Annotated in this window: 18 protein-coding genes and 2 tRNA genes; 6 read left to right on the forward strand and 14 right to left on the reverse strand. The window is 48.9% G+C overall.

The features are described 5' to 3' along the window. Positions 1-6: 6 nt before the first annotated feature. Positions 7-579 carry a DUF3793 family protein gene (locus tag LI114_RS09185; RefSeq protein ID WP_022126916.1) on the reverse strand — a complete coding sequence of 191 codons (573 nt, stop codon included), beginning with the start codon at positions 577-579 and terminating at the stop codon, positions 7-9. A 443-nt stretch (positions 580-1,022) separates the two neighbouring features. Between LI114_RS09185 and LI114_RS09190 the strand changes: the two genes are divergently transcribed. Together LI114_RS09190 and LI114_RS09195 are read left to right on the forward strand one after the other, a co-directional pair. Next, entirely contained in the window at positions 1,023-3,296 is a 2,274-nt protein-coding gene (locus tag LI114_RS09190) for a glycosyl hydrolase family 95 catalytic domain-containing protein (RefSeq protein WP_227220418.1), read from the forward strand. 31 nt (positions 3,297-3,327) lie between these two features. Further along, entirely contained in the window at positions 3,328-5,175 is a 1,848-nt protein-coding gene (locus LI114_RS09195; protein ID WP_227220419.1) for a glycosyl hydrolase, read from the forward strand. Positions 5,176-5,285: 110 nt separating this feature from the next. Here the strand turns inward: LI114_RS09195 and LI114_RS09200 are convergent. The 13 genes from LI114_RS09200 to LI114_RS09260 form a co-directional block, all read right to left on the reverse strand. Beyond that, positions 5,286-5,361: transfer RNA gene (locus LI114_RS09200), tRNA-Lys, on the reverse strand. A 132-nt stretch (positions 5,362-5,493) separates the two neighbouring features. Continuing rightward, entirely contained in the window at positions 5,494-6,003 is a 510-nt protein-coding gene (locus tag LI114_RS09205; RefSeq protein ID WP_227220420.1) for a GNAT family N-acetyltransferase, read from the reverse strand. After that, a complete protein-coding gene (locus LI114_RS09210; protein WP_227220421.1) occupies positions 6,000-7,190 on the reverse strand; it encodes an ATP-binding protein in 1,191 nt (396 codons plus the stop codon). The genes LI114_RS09205 and LI114_RS09210 overlap by 4 nt, the downstream gene beginning before the upstream one ends. A 125-nt stretch (positions 7,191-7,315) precedes the next feature. Further along, complete coding sequence (locus tag LI114_RS09215) at positions 7,316-9,034, reverse strand: glycosyl hydrolase (protein WP_227220422.1); 1,719 nt, start codon at positions 9,032-9,034, stop codon at positions 7,316-7,318. A gap of 231 nt (positions 9,035-9,265) precedes the next feature. Then, a complete protein-coding gene (locus tag LI114_RS09220; protein WP_227220423.1) occupies positions 9,266-9,892 on the reverse strand; it encodes an AAA family ATPase in 627 nt (208 codons plus the stop codon). A 181-nt stretch (positions 9,893-10,073) separates the two neighbouring features. Next, entirely contained in the window at positions 10,074-11,660 is a 1,587-nt protein-coding gene (gene gpmI, locus LI114_RS09225) for a 2,3-bisphosphoglycerate-independent phosphoglycerate mutase (protein ID WP_227220424.1), read from the reverse strand. Between the two features lie 81 nt (positions 11,661-11,741). Then, positions 11,742-12,518 (reverse strand): triose-phosphate isomerase, encoded by a 777-nt coding sequence (gene tpiA, locus LI114_RS09230; protein WP_177444226.1) that lies wholly within the window; start codon positions 12,516-12,518, stop codon positions 11,742-11,744. Between the two features lie 49 nt (positions 12,519-12,567). After that, on the reverse strand, positions 12,568-13,131 hold the full coding sequence (locus LI114_RS09235) for a hypothetical protein (protein WP_227220425.1): 564 nt from the start codon (positions 13,129-13,131) through the stop codon (positions 12,568-12,570). 78 nt (positions 13,132-13,209) lie between these two features. Further along, on the reverse strand, positions 13,210-14,430 hold the full coding sequence (locus LI114_RS09240) for a phosphoglycerate kinase (RefSeq protein ID WP_227220426.1): 1,221 nt from the start codon (positions 14,428-14,430) through the stop codon (positions 13,210-13,212). A 151-nt stretch (positions 14,431-14,581) separates the two neighbouring features. After that, complete coding sequence (locus LI114_RS09245; protein WP_227220427.1) at positions 14,582-15,574, reverse strand: DUF1963 domain-containing protein; 993 nt, start codon at positions 15,572-15,574, stop codon at positions 14,582-14,584. Positions 15,575-15,618: 44 nt separating this feature from the next. Then, positions 15,619-16,488 (reverse strand): DegV family protein, encoded by an 870-nt coding sequence (locus LI114_RS09250; protein ID WP_227220428.1) that lies wholly within the window; start codon positions 16,486-16,488, stop codon positions 15,619-15,621. A gap of 35 nt (positions 16,489-16,523) precedes the next feature. Next, on the reverse strand, positions 16,524-17,030 hold the full coding sequence (locus LI114_RS09255; RefSeq protein WP_227220429.1) for a tRNA (cytidine(34)-2'-O)-methyltransferase: 507 nt from the start codon (positions 17,028-17,030) through the stop codon (positions 16,524-16,526). 15 nt (positions 17,031-17,045) lie between these two features. Beyond that, on the reverse strand, positions 17,046-17,903 hold the full coding sequence (locus tag LI114_RS09260) for a pyridoxamine kinase (protein ID WP_022126902.1): 858 nt from the start codon (positions 17,901-17,903) through the stop codon (positions 17,046-17,048). A gap of 155 nt (positions 17,904-18,058) precedes the next feature. Between LI114_RS09260 and LI114_RS09265 the strand changes: the two genes are divergently transcribed. The 4 genes from LI114_RS09265 to LI114_RS09280 all read left to right on the forward strand — a co-directional run. Continuing rightward, positions 18,059-18,145 (forward strand) — tRNA-Leu (locus LI114_RS09265). A gap of 370 nt (positions 18,146-18,515) precedes the next feature. Next, complete coding sequence (locus LI114_RS09270; RefSeq protein ID WP_227220430.1) at positions 18,516-19,334, forward strand: DUF6329 domain-containing protein; 819 nt, start codon at positions 18,516-18,518, stop codon at positions 19,332-19,334. Between the two features lie 8 nt (positions 19,335-19,342). Then, entirely contained in the window at positions 19,343-19,609 is a 267-nt protein-coding gene (locus tag LI114_RS09275) for a DUF4314 domain-containing protein (protein WP_041337585.1), read from the forward strand. A 53-nt stretch (positions 19,610-19,662) separates the two neighbouring features. Continuing rightward, the coding region (locus LI114_RS09280; protein ID WP_227220433.1) for a DNA cytosine methyltransferase at positions 19,663-19,790 on the forward strand (128 nt) is incomplete at its 3' end.

A 19,790-nucleotide genomic window follows, 5' to 3' on the forward strand; every position in this document is an offset into this window, starting at 1 on the left:
TACCTCCTAAGAAATTTTCAGAGCGTTATAAATATCAGCGCCCTGATCTAATTTATTGCACAGATATGCTCTGCACTTATCGTAATTATTAAAGAGTTTTTTCGCTCTGCCCGCGTTGGAGTAAACCTTCCAGCAGCCGCAAAGCAGGAAATTCTCGCCCTTATTCTCAATGAAGCCCTCTACGTCCTTAACAGGGTAACCGAGAAACAGACCGATCTCGTGCGGAAAATCGCCGTTTTCATTGAGCCTTTTAGAAAGGCGCATAAGGTATTCGCCGAGCGTAGTTAGCTTAGAGTAACCAAACTTTGCAAAACAGCGCTGAACGTCGGGGCGGGCGAGCTGTGCGCGAAGCAGCTTTTCATTATAGACGAGCAGCAACTTGCGTGACTTATACTCTTTCAGCAAATAAATGCGTATGCCTTTCGCGCCGGCGCGGGTGTTGAAAAGGCGGATATTATCCTCTACCGAGAATTTATTTTTGTCGATATTGATAAGATTGGCGGGCTTTATGCCAAGCATCGAGGGGGCTGACTGAAACGCCAGTATCCTGCCGAAATCGCTATGCTCTTTATCAGACATCTGCGCGCACCTCCTGCTTATATTATAGGTTAACATACGCTAACTTATACATTTATTTTTAGACTGCGCGCTGTAACAGCTGAGCAGTCTTTTTTTGGTTAGATATTGCTAACTCTCGTTTATATAATAACACATGATGAGAGATTTGTCAAGAGGAAAATATGAAATTTGCTTGAATTTTTGCGGAGATGAAAAATAAATGAAAACTTCTCCAAAAAGTTATTAAATATCACGGCTAAGCGGCAGGGGCTTTTGACGTAAAGCTAACCCTAAGCAGGGCGGAGTACCGCCGAACGAAAAGAAATAAACACCATGCAGCAGCTTTATGGCTGCTGTTTCTGTAAATAATGTAAGAATATAACATTGTAAAAATATTGACAATCATGGCGGGGTGTGTTATAATTTAAAAGAATAGATTTTTTCGTAAGAAAGGAATGATCTGAATGGCAAAAAGCTCTCGCTTATGGTACAAAGCGCCCGCTGACGACTGGAACAAAGCACTGCCCGTCGGCAACGGCAGGATAGGCGGAATGATATTCGGTCAGCCGATAGAAGAGACCATACAGCTCAATGAAGACTCGGTATGGTCAGGCGGATACCGCAAGAGGAACAATCCCTCGGCTAAGCCGAACCTTGAAATAGTGCGCAAACTGCTGAAAGAGGAAAAGATCTCAGAAGCAGAGGAGATAGTTTTTGACGCATTCTGCGGCACGCCTGTAAATCAGCGCCACTATATGCCGCTTGGAGATCTGAACATTATACATTATAAATACAAGGGTGCGGAGTGCGAATACTCGCAGAGGGATCTCGACCTCGACACGGCTGTTTCGGGCTGCGATTACAGCATTGACGGCGTGGATTTTCACCGCGAGATATTCGTTTCCGAGCCTGACGCGGTAATGGCTATAAAGCTGACGGCTTCAAAACCCGCCGCGCTGGATATTCGCGTTAGGATAGACGGCAGGGACGATTATTTCGACGACAACTCCCCTGTTGCGGAGGATGCCATACTTTTCTACGGCGGCTGCGGCTCGGAGGACGGGATAAACTTTGCGGCGTACATAAAAGTTATCGGCAAGGGCGGAAAAGTTGCGCCTTACGGAAGCTTCATTAGCTGCGATGGCTGCGACGAGGTGACTATACTGCTAAGCGCGCGCACCGATTACCGCTGTAAAGACTACAAGGCGATGGCTAAAGCAGACGTGGAAGCCGCCGCTGAGATGGAATATGACGAGCTTAAAAACCGCCATCTGCATGATTACAAGGCGCTGTACAAGCGCGCTTCGCTGACATTAGTCGGCGAGGACAAGAGCGATATACCTACCGACGAGCGGCTTGCGCGGTTTAAAGAGGGCGCGGAGGATAATGGGCTGACAGAGCTTTACTGGAACTTTGCGCGCTACCTCATGATAGCAGGCAGCAGGCGCGGCACTCTCCCGCTGAATTTGCAGGGTATTTGGAACAAGGATATGTGGCCTGCATGGGGCTGCAAATTTACTATAAACATCAACACTGAGATGAACTACTGGGGCGTGGAAACGGGCAACCTCAGCGAGCTTTCAGAGCCGCTTTTTGACCTGTTAGAGCGTATGCGCCCGAACGGAAGAGTTACGGCGGAGGAGATGTACGGCTGCGGCGGATTCGTATGCCACCACAACACCGACCTTTGGGGCGACACCGCTCCTCAAGATCTTTGGATGCCGGGAACGCAGTGGCCTATGGGCGCGGCTTGGCTTTGTCTGCACATATGGGATCACTACAAATTTACTCTCGACCGCGATTTTCTTGACGAAAAGTACCCGACAATGAAAGAAGCGGCGGCGTTCTTCGAAGATTTCCTCATAGAGGACAGCGAGGGCAGGCTGGTAACATCGCCCTCGGTATCGCCCGAAAACTCGTACATCACGGCAAGCGGAACGCAGGGCGCGCTCTGCATGGGGCCTTCGATGGACAGCCAGATAATCTACGAACTTTTCAGCGCGGTGATAGAAGCGGCGGAGATACTTGGTGTAGATATGGTGCATAACAAGAAGCTGAAAGCGCTGCGCGAGCGTCTGCCTAAGCCAGAGATCGGCAAGTACGGTCAGATAAAGGAATGGGCGGTGGATTACGACGAGGTCGAGCCGGGACACAGGCACGTTTCGCAGCTTTTTGCGCTTTACCCCGGCGACATGATAACCAAGCGCTCAACGCCCGAGCTTGCTGACGCGGCGCGCGCAACACTGGAACGCAGACTTTCTCACGGCGGCGGACACACGGGTTGGTCGCGCGCGTGGATAATCAACTTCTGGGCGCGGCTTTTCGACAACGAAAAGGTCGCGGAAAACGTTCGTGCACTGCTGGCGTACTCGACTTCGGACAATATGTTCGATATGCACCCGCCTTTCCAGATCGACGGAAACTTCGGCGGCGCGGCAGGCATAACAGAAGCGCTTTTACAGAGCGAAAACGGCGAGCTGATACTGCTCCCCGCCCTGCCAAAGCAATGGGCTGACGGCAGCTTCAGGGGTCTGCGTGCGCGCGGAGCATTAACGATAAGCTGCGAATGGAGCGGCGGCAAGGTAGTAAACGCGGTTATCGTGCCAGACAAAGACGTTGCGATAACGCTTGTGATGCCGCAGGGCTGTATGCTGAAAGGCGCAGATGCAAGCGGCGAAAGCATAAAGATAAACATGAAAGCGGGCGAGCGGTACGAGATATGCCGCTGTGCCGAATAAATAAGGAAAGCAATTGAAAAGAGGAAAAGACATGAAAGCAAAAAAGCTGGCGGCAGCCGCTGCGGCGGCAATGATCGCGATAACAGCGCTTAGCTCCTGCGGAACATCTATCATCAAAAATGAGCAGATAGATACAAGCTCGGCCTCATCTGCGGCGGACAGCGCGGCAGACGTACAGGGCGACGTGCAGACTAGCGACAGCTCTGCCGCCGACACGGAAAACACTCAGCAGCAGGTGAATTACGACGCTATAGAAGTGCCGTATGTGGAGTACAAAAAGACCTATCAGGCGGAATCGGGAACGATAATCGGCGACACCGCTTCGGTAAAGAAAGAGCGTGCTTCGTTCAAGGGCGACGGATATGTTACGGGCGCGAATCAGGACAACTGGAGCCTAAGCTTCGACCTGCCGGAATCGCAGTTTTACAATATCACCGTGCAGACTGCGGCGGATAAGAACACTAACTGCCGACTTTATGTGAACGGCAAGGAAGTTTGGGTGTTCCGCTCGACTAGCAACGGAACTTTTGAAGAACGCAAGCTGGAGAACATCTGGCTGGATAAAGGCATAAATGAGATAACCATTCGCTCGACCGATGACGCGGCTGACATCGACTACGTTACCATTGAGGCGAACAAGGACATCAGCGCGCTGAACCCCGACCTTTCGGCGGCAAAGCTCTCGAACGCGAACGCCGACTACAACGCGAAGGCGCTCTATTCGCTGATATGCTCGAATTACGGCAAGCAGATACTTACTGCTCAGCACGACAGCGTTGGAAGCACCGAAACTACCGACCTCGTCGCTACCATGACCGAGGGCAAGTACCCCGCTATGCGCTGGTCTGAGATAGGCGGTTACACGCGCTCAAACACAAAGGAAGTCACCGCGGCGAAAGCTTACGCGGCTGATGGCGGTATCATAGCTTACGACTGGTACTGGCTCGACCCTGCGGGCGGCAATGATTTTGAAGTTGCAAAGACGAATTTTGACATAAAGAAAGCCGTACCCGAAAAGGTCAAGCAGACAGTTTCGAGCGGCGACAGCTATCCCGACGACCTCAACGAAGATCAGCAGAGCGCGGGTTCGCAGGCGGCGGCGCTTACTCAGACCGAGGAGGAAGTACCGAAATACTCTATTGAAGAGATGGCGATATGGACTGACGAAGACATTGAACAGCACCACGGCGCAGGCGACATAACCGACGAATGTTACAATATACTGAAAGACATCGATAAAGTTTCAAGCAAGCTGAAAGCGCTGAAAAAGGCGGACGTTGCCGTACTTTGGCGTCCTTTGCCCGTTGCGAGCAACGGCTTGTACTGGTGGGGCACGGACAAGGATTCGTACAAGTGGCTCTGGCAGCTGATGTACACGAGAATGACCGTTTACCACGAGCTGAACAACCTTGTGTGGGTATGGAGCGCGCAGAACGCTGACTGGTACGTCGGCGACGAATACTGCGATGTGCTTTCGGCAGACGTTTACTCAAACGGCAACCGCGACGCGCAGATAAACACACTGCTCTTCCTCAACAACATCTGCAAGACCAAGCCGCTAGGCATGAGCGAATGCGGCAATCTGCCCGCGATGGAGAGCGTGCTTCAGGAAAAAGCGTACTGGTCGTTCACAGCGCTTTGGAGCGAGCCTTACCTCGGCGAGGAGATAGGCGTTACGCTGACCGATACAGCGCAGGCAGAAGCGAATGCGCAGCGTTTCAAGCAGTATTACAACAACAATTACACGCTGACGCGCGACGAGCTGCCCAATCTGAAAGACGTGGCGGCGAGCATAAAGGCGCAGGAAAAGGCGGACGCAAAGGCTGAAGAATCCGACAAGGCCGCAAAGAAAGCGGCTGAGAGCGAAGCCGAAAACTGATATGCAAATGCGTACAGCCGCGGTACTTTTTACGGTACTGCGGCTGTTTTTATGCTGTAAATTTAGTTGCAAATAAAAAAGACCTTGAAATCATACGAAATCAAGGTCTTTGGTGAGCTATCGGGGATTCGAACCCCGGACCCTTTGATTAAAAGTCAAATGCTCTGCCAACTGAGCTAATAACTCACTTGCACGATCTCAGCAAATTTTATTTCTTGCTTAACGTGCTATATTATTATAGCAAAAAATCGTGCTGTTGTCAAGCTATATTTTAAATTTCAGCGTTTTGCACAACTATGTTGACAAATTCGCTGTAAATCAGACGTAAAATGCAAAAACATAATCGTCCATCACAAAGCCGCTGCCAATATCGGTACATTCTTCACGGATAACACGCATTCCGTTATGCTTATAGACGTTTATCGCGTGGGTGTTGCCCTTATTGACGGTAAGCCAGATCATCTCGCAGCCCTCTTGGCGGGCGATGTGCTTTATCTCTTTCCACATGATGGAAGCAAGACCCTTGCCGCGCGCACTGCTTTTGAGATAAAGCTTCGAGAGAAAAAGTGAGCCATCGGGCTTTTTGCAAATACCGAAATAGCCGAGCGGTACGCCGTCAACGAAAAGCATCTTATAGTGGTAGCCCTCCTCGGCGATCTGCCGCTTCATCGCATCAAACGACTGGAATTTCTCGAGCATATAGTCGATCTGCTCCTCAGTGATTATACCGGGGAAAAACTCGTGCCAGATCTCGTTAGCTAGGTCGGCGAGCCGGTGAAGCTGCTCGTCGGTGGCGGCTTCAACAAATTCAAGCTTTGTCACTTTCATTCCTCCATGCCTTTCAGATACTCGATAAACTGCTTCGCAACGCGCGGCGAACGGCCTGCGCGAGAGAGTGCGAACGCTTCAGCGCGCTGTTTGACTTCCTCGATCGGCGTTTTGATGTCATACTGCTTTGCAAGGCTCTCGACAACAGTGAGATAGAGCTTCTTGTCGGGCTTGACGTATGTAACAGTGAGTCCGAAGCGGTCGGAGAGTGAGAGAAGCTCCTGCATAGTGTCGCCGCGGTGAACCTCATCGCCCTCGCGCGAGGAGAACGTTTCGCGTACAAGGTGGCGGCGGTTTGAGGTCGCGTAAATGCAGAGGTTAGCTGCAGTTGATGAAACACTGCCCTCTAGAATCGCTTTGAGCGCGGCGAAATCATCGTCGTCCTCGGTAAAGCTGAGGTCGTCGATAAAAATTATAAATTTCAGCGGGTTGCGGCTTATCTGCTCAACTATTGCGGGTATCTCGTGGAGCTGTTTCTTTTTCAGCTCGATAAGGCGCAGACCCTCCTTAGCGTAATCGTTCGCGATAGCTTTTACGGTCGAGGATTTGCCGGTGCCGCAGTCGCCGTAAAGCAGGACGTTATTTGCAGGCTTGCCGGCAAGCAGAGCAAGGGTGTTGTCGATGACCTCTCCCCTCTCGCGCTCGTAGCCCGAAAGCTGGCTCAGCGAAATGCTGTCGGGATATTCGACTGGAACGATCTTACCATTGTCGATTACAAAAACGTGATACTGTGAGTAAATGCCATAGCCATATTTAGCAATATTATGTATGCGGTCGGCATAAATCTTGGAGAAATCAGCTTTTTCGGTATTATATCTCGGCAGGAAGCCATCAAAATCGAGCGAATCGGTAAGCTCTTCGCAAGAGATCTCAGCAAGCTCTTCAAGCAGAAAAAGCTCGTTCGCAAGGCACTCGTCGAGCAGCTCGCCAGTTTGTTCACCCGAACCGCGGCGCAGTATATAGAGATTTTCGTTTTCAAGAACAAGTTTCAGGATATATTTGGTTAAATTGTCACCGTGCTTATAGAGCAGCGAAACAAATTCGCAGTACCATGAAACGCTGTCGCTGCACTCGTCCTCAGCAGCAGCGAGGGTTTCGAGCAGCGCGTGTACTACTTCGTCCTCTTTGAGCGATTTAAAAATAACAAGCGTTTCGCATCGTTCAAGCAGATCGCGATATTTTGACATACTAACACTTTCCTTCGTTAAAATTGTTTATCCGTAAGGGATATTATTATTATACCACGAATCGGCGCGGAATGCAAGATTTTTGCAAACAAAAACGGCGAGGTCTTTCCACGCCGCTTTGTTCATTATTCAGATTTCGGAGCTTCATCCGGATGTTCCTCAAGATACTTTTCGGTATCCAGCGGATAATTTTTCAGATCAGGCAGATCGCTGAGAGTAAGCACATGATCGTTTGTGTAGATCTTTTTCCACATATCAAGCGAAGTATATTCGCCCGAAAGCTGCATATCTTTCAGCGTAAATTCGCCGTTCCATGTTGCGAACCAACACCAGCGCGTACCATCGTTCATAGCGGTATCGGGATCAAAGAGCGTGCCGTTTTCTGTGAGTGCGACTATCTTTTTCGCGGAAGTAGTCGACTTAGTATAATCATAATACCACTTCTTGGAGGAATAGTCGCCGGCGTCAGCGTAAACATCGTAACCCATGATGTCAACATACTCATCGCCAGGATAGTAGGAAACGTTCTGACCGTTCCATACCCAGATAAGGTTGTTTATCTTGTGGTAATTTGTGAGGCGGTCGTACATAAGCTGCCAAAGCTCCTTGTAAGCGTCAGCGCCCGACGAGCCCCACCAGAACCAAGGATTGTTCCACTTAGGGTCGCCGCCGCCCTCATGCAGAGGTCTCCAAAGTATAGGCACATGATAATCGTCCAGCTCGGCAAGGTACTGCGCAATGGTGTCGATGTCGCTGACAAGCATGTCATATCCTTCCTGATCCTCGCCGTTCATGATCTTAGCAAGGTCGATGTCGGTATACTCGCTGTAAAAGCCCTGCCACCACTGTCCGCCGTTCTTCATGATGTACGGTTCCGGAGCGTTCCAGTGCCAGCACATAGTAACTATACCGTTCTGATTAAGGTACCAGTCTTTAGCATTTATGATAGCGTCATATCCGTTGGAGCTGCCGTGAGCAACGCGGCTGGGAGATAGTTCGATAAGGTCAAGACCCATTATAGCCGGATATACTTCAAAATTCTTGTAGATCTCCTTAAACTCACGGCTCTCGGTGCCCTTGTTATCGGCGGCGTACTGTCCTGAAATTATGTACTTGCCATAAGAATCACAGAGGAAATTGTACAGGCGCTTGGTTTCGTCGGTAGCGTTAGGGTTGCAAAGCTGGCGGTTAACATCATAATCCGCCGAGTCGATCTGTGCCGATGGAGTAATGATTATCTTGTCGATGTAGACAGCGTTGGTCTGGGGTGCTATACCGATCTTGTGCTTACCCTTGCCGATAAGAACACGCTCGGCAACGTTATTGTCAAAGCTGGTGGTCGCCGCCGTAAAGGTCGTCAGCGCGTCGCCGTCTATGGTTACAGAAGCTTCTGCTCCGCCGTTATCAGAAGCAGAAACAAGCGTAACATCGTAACTTCCCTCAGCGGGAAAATCAATGTCGAAAGTAACACTGTCATCTTTAGAGATCATGATAACGAAGCCTTTTCCGCTGTGATCGCCAAGGAATGTGCTGTCAGAAATAGCAGCTGAGCCTTTGCATTTACCATCCTCAGCCTCGCACTCAAATTTGAAATCCTTAGGTATCGAATCCTCATCACCACTGGAATATTCCGAGAGATCAAAACCGCTGAGCGTTTCACTGACCGGATCGGTCTCGATAGTTTGACGCTGATATGTGCTCGAAGCATCGGGATCAGCAGCAGAATCGGCGGTGGAAGCAGCTGAACTTGAAGAATTGTTATCGTTACTGCTGCATGCCGATACAGAAGCGAGCATAGTAAGCGCCATGCAGGCACAGACTACCCTTTTGAATTTATTATTCATGAAAAATTGTCCTTTCTTTGCAGTGCAAACTGCATAATCTAACACTATAATTTTATAACTTTTTTTAAGCAATGTCAATAGATTTCGCAATGTTTTACACGCGGTTCATATCTAAAACGTTTACATACAACAAGAAACGGCTGCCGATGAACCGACAGCCGAAACCTGATAGGAAAAGTAAGGAAAGTAAAATGAAAAAAGAAAAATTCTAAATTACATTATATCATCCGGTCAGCCTTCGCGAAGTTTCTCCGCAAGCCCAATGTACGCCGAGATCATCTCGACCGCACCATCAATACCGACCTTAGATGAATTTACGGTAATATCGTAATTTGTGGCAGCGCCCCATTTTCTGTCGGTATAGTACTCGTAATAATTAGCGCGGCGCTTATCGGTCTTTTTAATAAAATCGACAGCTTTATGCTTCTCGATGTCATAGCGCTCAGTGATACGACGTTTTTTCTCCACCATATCTCCCGTCACGAAAACCGAAATCATCTTCGGATTATCCTGCAAAACGTAATCTGCACATCTGCCGACTATAACGCACGGCCCTGTGGCGAGTTTCTTGATAGTTTCAAACTGCGCCAAGAATATCCTATGATTAAGCGGCATTTCAGGATTTATCCTGCCATCGGGAGTCATCGGGTATGTACCCATCACGAGCGAATACAGAAAGCTGTTTGAGCAGCTCTCGTCATGTTTAACGAAAAGCTCTTCGCAGATACCGCTGTGCTTAGCAGCCTCTTCAAGCAATTCTTTATCGTAGAACGGAATGCCGTATTTCTCTGCCAGCTTAGAGCCGATCTCTCTTCCTCCGCTGCCGAATTCTCGGCCGATCGTAATGATAGTATTCATATCTGTAACCTCCCTTTTCTGAGATGTGATTTATTCACTAGATATATTATAGCACATTTTTTGTGATTTGTATACAAAAATATTCAAAAATCATGTACAAATTTTAAGCATAATGTTTGTGCAAGATTACAAAAAAAAGAACCGCCGCAGCGGTTCTCTTTGTACACTATTTAGCGCAGGATCAGATCATAGGATCTTCCCAGCAGTCAGGTGCTTCAACGCCCAGCAGCTTAGCAACGGTAGGAGCAACATTTGCAAGGCCGTACTTCTTGCTGTCTGCGTCGATGATCTCGTGACGAGTCTCTTTGTCCCAGATGATGAAGGGAACGCGGTTGAGCGAATGAGCGGTTCTTACCTGAATCTCGCCCTTCTTATTCTTTTCGAGCATCTCGTCAGCATTGCCGTGGTCAGCGGTCACGAGCAGAGTGCAGTTGTACTCGTCGCAAACCTTGAGCAGACGGGTAAGTCCGAGGTCTACCGCTTCAACGCCGATGATGGTAGCGTCCATGTCGCCGGTGTGACCTACCATGTCGCCGTTAGGATAGTTGCAGCGAATGAAATCGTACTTTTCAGACTTGATAGCCTCGATAAGATCATCGGTGATCTCAGCAGACTTCATCCAAGGACGCTGGTCGAAAGAAACTCTGTCAGATGGGATCTCTTTCCAAGTTTCAAGCTCATCAGAGAACTTCTCAGACTTGTTGCCGTTCCAGAAGTAGGTAACGTGACCATATTTCTGAGTTTCGGAAACTGCGTAGCTGTTCAGACCGTTCTTAACGAGAACCTCGGAGAGAGTATTGGTGATCTCGGGAGGATTTACGAGGTAGTTCTTAGGCAGATTGAGGTCGCCGTCGTACTGGAGCATACCTGCATAGAGAACCTTAGGATCGTAGCCGCACTTGTCAAAGCTGTTGAAGCCTTCAACGTCGAACGCCATAGAAAGCTCGATAGCACGGTCGCCGCGGAAGTTGAAGAGGATAACGCTGTCATTATCGCATATCTTGCCGACAGGCTTGCCGTTTTCAGCGATAACGAAAGGAGGCAGATCCTGGTCGATAGCGCCGGTCTCCTCACGGAGGGTGTTGTATGCCTCAGCAGCGGAAGCGAACTGTCTGCCCTCGCCGCGAACATGAGTATCCCAGCCAAGCTTTACCATGTTCCAGTCAGCCTGGTATCTATCCATAGTCACCTTCATTCTGCCGCCGCCTGAAGCGATCTTGCCGTCAAAGCTCTCGTCATTAAGAGCAGCAAGACAGTCCTCAAGCTCCTGAATATAAGTCATGCCCGAAGTTGCGGGAACATCTCTTCCGTCGAGCAGGATATGGCAGCGAACCTTAGAGATCCCCTCTTCTTTAGCGCGCTTGATCATGATCTTGAGGTGCGAGATATTTGAGTGAACGTTGCCGTCAGAAAGCAGACCGATGAAGTGCATGGTGCTGCCGTTCTCAACACAATTAGAGGATAGGTTTTTCCAAGTTTCGGAGGTGAACATCTTTCCGCTTTCGATGCTCTCGTTTACGAGCTTAGCGCCCTGCGAGTAGATCTGACCGCAGCCGAGAGCATTGTGACCTACCTCGGAGTTGCCCATATCATCATCGCTGGGCAGACCAACGGCGTCGCCGTGAGCCTTGAGCGAAGTATTGGGGTACTCCTTCAGCAGCATATCTAAAGTAGGGGTATTAGCCTCGGTAACAGCGTCGCCAAGACCTGTTACGGAAAAACCAACGCCGTCCATTACAACAAGTACAACAGGTTTTTTAGTTGCCATGATTTTAACTCCTTTTCTATTATGGGGAAAAATTGTTATAAACTAAGCAAAGGCTGCGTAAACAGCCCTTGCGAAATTTTCTTAGCCTTCAACAGCAGCCTGAACGATAGTGTTGAAATCAGCAGCCTTGAGCGAAGCGCCGCCGATAAGACCGCCGTCAACGTTCTCCTTAGAGAGCAGCTCAGCGCAGTTCTTAGCGTTCATAGAGCCGCCGTACTGAATTGTAACAGCCTGTGCGGTAGCGTCATCATACAGCTTAGCAAGAGTAGCGCGGATGAATGCGCAAACTTCCTCAGCCTGGTCAGCGGTAGCGGTCTTGCCGGTGCCGATTGCCCAAACAGGCTCGTAAGCGATAACGGTCTTTTTAACGTCCTCAGCAGAAACGTCGAAGAGGTCGAGCTTGATCTGACGAGCGATAACTTCTTCAGTGATGTTGCACTCGCGCTCCCAAAGCAGCTCGCCTACGCAAACGATAGGCTTCAGACCGGCAGCCAGAGCAGCCTTAGTTCTCTTATTTACAGTTTCATCAGTTTCGCCGAAGTACTGTCTTCTCTCGCTGTGGCCGATAACAACGTACTCAACGCCTACCTCAACAAGCATATCAGCGGAGATCTCGCCGGTGAAAGCGCCGCTCTTCTCAAAGTGAACGTTTTCTGCGCCTACCTTAACGTTGCTGCCGGCGGTTGCTGCAACAGCAGTTTCGAGGTTGGTGAAAGGTACGCAAGCGATAACCTCTACCTTGCCCTCAGCGTTTGCAACGAGGGGCTTGATAGCCTCGAGAAGCTCCTTAGCCTCAGGTCTGGTCTTGTTCATTTTCCAGTTTCCGGCGATTATAGCCTTTCTTACATCCTTTTTCATTGTAAAAAACTCCTTTTATGTAGTCATTGCCCTGCATAAGCAAAGCGTGTTATTTCAAATAAAAATCATACAAAAATCCACAGCCGAGAGCAAGCAGCACAAGTCCGAAGATCAGCATAGCTATGAAAGCCTTGTTCGGCGGGTCTTTCAGCTCCTCGACCTCTTCGCCATTCTCGTCAACTTCGGGGGCGTCCTCCGTTTCGACCTTATCAACGATGTAAAATTCATTGGGGTCGGCAGGATCATACTCTATCTGAACGTCGCCTTCAAGTCCGAGGTCGGGCGTCCACTTTTCGTAAGTTTCGCCCTCAAACTCGAATAGAAGCTGCATTTCAGAAAAAGTCTTTCCCGCAATTTCGCTTGAGCGGCGCTCGCCGACCTTAGCGACCGCGGGCTTGAAGCCTGTTTCTTTTATCACTGGGTCGTGGTTTTCCATCTCGAGATAAAAGCTGCCCATCTTCTTGACCTTAGCGGAGAAAACAAGCATTATTATGCCGAACACGGCGAGGATGATCCCGAAGACATTGCCGAACCTATCCAGTATGCCTGTCTTGCCGAAAGCGCTCTGACTTTGCGAGAGAACGGCTGCTGCGAATGTATAAATTTGTGTCATTGCAAGCATTTCCTTATTTTAAAATTCCCAAAAACGGGGCGGACGAGCTTGCCCGCCTGCCCCGAAGTGGTTTATAAATTACTTGTCAGCAATTACGTCGATACCGGGAAGAACCTTGCCTTCGAGGTATTCGAGCGAAGCGCCGCCGCCTGTGGAGATGTGGGACATCTTATCAGCGAAGCCGAGCTGGATAACAGCCGCCGCGCTGTCGCCGCCGCCGATGATGGTAGTAGCGTCGGTATCTGCGAGGGACTTAGCAACTGCGATTGTGCCCTTAGCGAGAACGGGGTTCTCAAATACGCCCATAGGTCCGTTCCAAACAACGGTCTTAGCGGACTTAACAGCCTCAGCATAAAGCTCAGCGGTCTTAGTGCCGATGTCAAGCCCCATCATGTCAGCAGGGATCTTGTCAGAATCAACGTTCTTAACTTCGATCTCAGCGTCGATAGGATCAGGGAACGAAGCGGCTACGGTAGTATCTACGGGGAGAAGAAGCTTCTTGCCCTTAGCAGCAGCCTTTTCGATCATTTCCTTGCAGTAGTCGATCTTGCTGTCGTCAACGAGCGATGTACCTACCTCGTAGCCCTGAGCCTTGAGGAATGTGTAAGCCATACCGCCGCCGATGATAAGAGTATCGCACTTTTCGATAAGGTTGTTGATAACGTTGAGCTTATCAGCTACCTTAGCGCCGCCGAGGATAGCAACGAAAGGACGAACAGGATCTTCAACAGCGTTGCCGAGGAAGTTGATCTCCTTCTGCATGAGGTAGCCTACTGCGGTCTCCTTAACGAACTTGGTAACGCCAGCGGTGGAAGCGTGAGCTCTGTGAGCAGAACCGAAAGCGTCCATTACGAATACTTCGTCGTCTACGAGGTCTGCAAGCTCTTTAGCGAAAGCTTCGCCGTTCTTGGTCTCTTCAGCGCCGCGGAATCTGGTGTTCTCGAGAACAACGATCTCGCCGTCAGCCATTTCAGCAACAGCCTTCTTTGCATTTTCGCCAACTACGGTATCGTCAGCAGCGAAAACTACCTTTGTATCAACGAGCTCTGCAAGTCTTGCTGCTGCGGGAGCGAGCGAGAACTTAGCCTCAGGGCCATTCTTGGGCTTGCCGAGATGCGAGCAAAGAACTACCTTGCCGCCGTCAGCAACGAGCTTTTTAATTGTGGGAAGTGCAGCTGTGATTCTGTTATCGTTGGTAATAACGCCATCTTTCAGCGGAACGTTAAAGTCTACTCTTACGAGTACCTTTTTGCCCTTAACACTAATGTCATCAACAGTAACTTTGTTTAAACCTGCCATTTTAAGACATCCTCTCATAAATAGATTTTTTACGGAAGCAAAAACGTTTCCGATACTTAACAATTTCACGAACAGGAAAAGTCCGTCCAAATATTATTATAATACATAACAGCAAAAAAATCAAGAGGTTTAAAGAATTTTTTACGTTATATCAATCAAGATCGCACACCATGCGCACCGCGCTGAATTTTTTCTCTTTCAGATCCTGCCTGCCGATGTACCAGTAAAGTCCCCATATGCTCCCCATTTTATAATCGAACTGAAAAAGATTCGTTTCCCGCCGCGAGGGCTTGTCAACGTTCAAGCTGCCCTTTGGGTATCCCAGAAGCTTAGAGCCGTCTGCGGTAAATTCGCCGTCCTCGTCGTAAAGCTCTTCAAGCTCTTCCTCGTACTCACTAATGCCGTACTCGTATTTACAGCCGAAAGAAAATCTCAACGGTTCTATCGGCTTATCGAAATACTTAGCGTGATAAGGGCACGGCGGCTCGGTACGGCTAAGAGAGGACTTATCCCCGTCATAATAGATCACCTTAAAAGGCTCTCTGTTTTCGCCGCCAAAGGTATATTTTACCCAGCCCTCCGCGTCCGCAAGGTCGATCTCTCCGCTCCAGAAGATATACAGCATACCCGATCTTGGGAGCGCTCCGTCTTTGTCGTAAGGGGCTGCCTCCGCAAGATCTATCTGCGCCGCCAGCTGCATAGCCGACTCAGGGTAACTCTCGGTATCGTTTTTAAATTCCGCGCTGAATGCACTAAGGGTAGGATATGGTATCTCCGGCGGAAGATCGGGGTATCCGCCGCTCTTGCTCGCTCCGACCGGTATTTCCTCGTCAGAAGTCGCCTGCGCGGTTATAAGGACAGCGTTCTTTCGAGCGTCGCGTATAAGCTCCGCGAGATCCTCTCTTCCGTTTTCCGCAAGATATTCCGCGTAATCTTTTGATCTTCTATCACTGCTTCTCTCGGCGCTTGCCTTGAACGACTGCGCGAACGACTCGCGCAGCGCTGCATTTTTATTCTCCGATATTTCTTCACCTGCGGGCTTTTCTGCGTTTGCCGGCGCGCTTTGCTTCATATCCGGGTTCTCCTCCCGCCGCTCGGAAGCACGCGCCTTTATACCTGAAAACAGTTTGTCAAAAATGCTCATAAGCTTCTCCCCTTTTTGTCTGATATAACCGAATAACGGTGCTGTCAGCCTTTTCTCTTAAATATCGTGCCGACTACCTTAGGGCCTGCGTTTATAGCGATCGCGGCGCCTATCTGATACATCTCAGCGGGGGGATAGCCCATTTTCTTGGTCATTACCGCCGCCATCTCGTCCGCTACTGAGCGGTCACTGCCGTAAACTATGCAGTAGGGGGTCTGCGGGATCATCTCGTTTGCGGTGAGTTTCAATATCTCAGGGATAATGTTCTTATCGCCGCGGACTTTGGAATTTGTAACTATTTTATTATCCTGTATGCGCATTATCGGGCGCAGACCCATAAGTTCGCCCGCAAACGCCGCTGCAGAAGGTATTCTGCCAGACTTTCTCGCGTATTTAAGCGTGTACGGCGCGAAAAAGATAGTGCAGTTTTTCACCCAGTCCTCGATGTACTCGACTATCGCGGCGGGGGATTCGCCCTTTTTCGCTTTGATAGCCGCCTGCATTACGGGGTAGCCGTAGCCGCCTGTGTAAGTAACGCCGTCTACATTATAAATATTAAAAGTGCCCTTGCGCTCAGGGTGCTCCTCAAAGAACTGCTCTGCCGCGAGGACGGAGTTGCCGTAGGTAGCGCTTCCCTCTTTATTTATGCTGACGTAGATAACGTCGGTATAGCCTTCATCGAAGAGCTTTTCATACAGCTCGGTGAACTCAAAAAGAGTGATCTGCGAGTGGGTAGGCATACCATCATACTCGTTCATCATCTTGTAAAACTGCTCATTGTCGAAATCTACTCTGCTGGTGTAGCTTTTATCGCCGAGAACAACCTTGAAAGGCAGTACCAGTATATCCAGCTCGTTTTCAGCCTGCGAGGAAATATCGCTTGCCGAGTCGGTAATGATCTTGATCTTTGCCATAAAAATACATCTCCTTATATAAAATAATTAAATCCTTATTCGTCCCATACATATTGGGTGAGTTTGCCCTCTCTGCCTAGGTCGGGGTAATCCCACTGGCGAAGCACTTCGTAAACGGCTATCGCAGCGGAGTTTGAAAGGTTAAGACTGCGAAGAGTTTTACGCATAGGTATACGAACGCAGCAGTCCGAATTTTTGTACAGCAAATCTTCAGGCAGACCCTTGTCTTCCCTGCCGAATATCAGAAATACATTCTTATCCTGCGGATAATCAGCCTCGCTGTGTACTTTTCTGCCCTTAGTGGTAAAGAAGTAGAACGCGCCTTCGTTCTGCTTAAAGAAGCTGTCCAGATTATCGTACTCGTAAATATCGAGCTTGTCCCAATAATCAAGACCAGCGCGCTTTAGCTGTTTATCGGTTATCGTAAAACCGTAAGGCTTTACTAAGTGCAGCGCAGCGCCGGTCACCGCGCAGGTGCGCGAGATATTGCCGGTGTTTTGAGGGATCTGCGGCTCTACCAAAACTATATTCAATCTGTTCATCGAAACGACCTCTTATCAAAGCGGCTCAAAATCGCTGAGCTCGCTGTATTCTGCCAGCCAAGGCAGGTGCTGCTCAAACATCACGCCGTCATTTTTGGAAACGCCGTAGCTGTAAGCAGTTTTTATCGCAAGTTTTGCAAAGCCCGCGGCGCGGCTCATAGCTATCGGCAGGCTATCGCCCAGCAGCAGACCGCCCGTCAGAACGGCTGTGTAAAGATCGCCGCAGCCCGAATACTTAGCGGGAACATAATCGCTGACGACTTTCCAAAAGCTGCTGTTTTTACTGTCGAAGCCGACCGAGGAAATGCCCTTGCCCGAAATCTCAGCGCCCGTGATAACGACCGTTCGCGGGCCTAACTGCGAAAGGCGCACCAGCCAAGATCTTACCTCGCGCGCATTCAGACCTGCGGCGGGGTAAGGCTCGCCGAGGAGGATGGCGGCTTCGGTAAGATTAGGCGTGATAATATCGGCGGCCTTTACAAGGCGGCTCATCTTGCGGCAAAGCTCATCGGTAAAAGTGCGGTAAGGCTTGCCGTTATCGCCCATAACGGGGTCTACGACTTTAAGCGCCTGCGGATATGCCGAGAGAAAATCAAGGCAATGGTCTATCTGCTCGGCGGAGGCGAGAAAGCCGCTGTAAACGCAGTCGAAATGCTGACCAAGCTTTTTGTAATGCTCGAGAGCATCAGAGATAAAGTCAGTAAGGTCGCGCATGACGAAGTCGCCGTAGCCGGTATGCGCCGAAAGCACGGCGGTAGGCACAGGGCACACCTGCACGCCCATAGCGGATAGCACGGGCAGTATCACAGAAAGCGAGCACTTGCCCAAGCCCGAAATATCATGAATAGCGGCAACGCATTTTCTGCGATCCAAGAAATCATCTCCCATAAAGCATTATTATAACATTATAACACATTCCGCGGGAAATTGCAAGACAATGATCAATAAGAAATTTTCAGTGAACAAAAAATTTAAGATCAGCACTTGACAATCACTTGATCATGTGGTATAATATCATAGTTGAGTGCGCCGCTGTGGCGGAATAGGCAGACGCAAGGGACTTAAAATCCCTCGGTAGCAATATCGTACCGGTTCAAGTCCGGTTAGCGGCACCATATTGGTGATACCAAATGGATATTCACCTGAAAAAGCCCGTATTTACGGGCTTTTTTGATGTTTAGAAAGCGGAAAATTTTAGTGTAAAACCGTGGATGCTTTTCACCGGTTTTCACGAAAAAAGGGAGTCGAACCCTACACAACAAAAAATATCGAACATAACGGCAGACTTTGAGCAGATTTCGCTCTGAGCCTGCCGATTTGTTATGAAAAAATAATCACAAAGTTTTAAAGGCTGTTTTGTCTATTGTCACGAATTTAAGTGACGATGATAAAACAGCCTTTTTTCATTTCTAAGGAAAGGTTGTGATACCAATGTGGCAGCTATACTATTAAAAAACAAAAAACTATACGAACGGAGGAATGACAATGAATGAAAAACTTGTGATCAATGCAAATCTGCTCCGCAAAGAGCCAGAGTTCGGTACAAGAGTTTGCGTGGTGGAAAAGGCAGAAGCAGTCACCCATGACAAATTTGAACGCCTGAAAAGGCATCCGATGCAGGACAATGATCTGATCGCAGAAAACACAGACCTTATGTTCTGCGACATAAATAATCAGTATCATTGCCTGCTCATATACGATGACGATCAGGGCGACGGACTGCTGATCGAATCAGAGGGCGCACCTTATGCACGATATGCTCAGTATATTCCAAATGCAAAACTGCTTTACGAAAATCATATGCAAATGCATTTGCAGGAAATGAAATTTTACTGCCCTCTTGAGATCAGCAGATGGGACGATGATGAATACAATGAAATCTCACCCAATGAGGCTTCTGCTTACGAATCGGAGATAAATTATTTTATCAGCGATTTTAATCTGCCTGAGGAAAAAGAGCGAGGTCTGATGCATTGGTACAATAGAGGAAATTCTGTTGACCAAAAGGTGTTTTCGGCATTTATGTCTGTCGAAGAAAATGACGAAGAACTTGTGGGAGTTGTTACAGCAAGCGTTTACGGTCAGCTTACGAAAGATGAACTTGAAGATCTCCGTGAATATTTTATCGGTCAGCTCAGCGACGGTGCAGGAGAGAGTCTGGAACAAAGACCGATAAAAACTCCTGACGGCGAGATCTATGTCAGCTTTTGGAGTTTTGATGACAGCTGGTCATTGCAAACGACGGAGGAAATGGATCGCACTCAATCCAAAGAGCTGACCGAAGAACCTGAAATGACATTGTGAGGTGATTTATGATGTATTACGAAAAGAAAGTAGAATGGCTGAAAGAACGATATCCCGAAGGAACTCGCATCTGCCTTGACAGAATGAATGATGACCCGTTCCCTGTTGAGTCGGGGACTCTTGGCAGGGTCGATCACGTTGATGACATAGGCACTTTGCATTGTGTCTTTGACAATGGCAGAATGCTTGGCGTGCTCCCAGGCGTGGACGATTTTCACGTTATCAGAGAAGAATCGGAACAAACAGAGGGAGAAGAAATGAATATGTCAATGTAACAGTCAAGTTAAGGAAGCTTGGCCGTTTTTTATTGCGGAAAGGAACGTGGTAAATGATAAAATATTTCGATATCTTTGCAGGTATCGGCGGATTTCGCTCAGGGCTTGAAAAAGCAGGCGGATTCAAGTGCGTCGGTTATTGTGAAATAGACAAATATGCAAAGAAAGCATACGAAACGTT

The sequence above is a fragment of the Ruminococcus sp. 210702-SL.1.03 genome (assembly GCF_020559915.1).
Lineage (GTDB): Bacteria > Bacillota > Clostridia > Oscillospirales > Ruminococcaceae > YE71.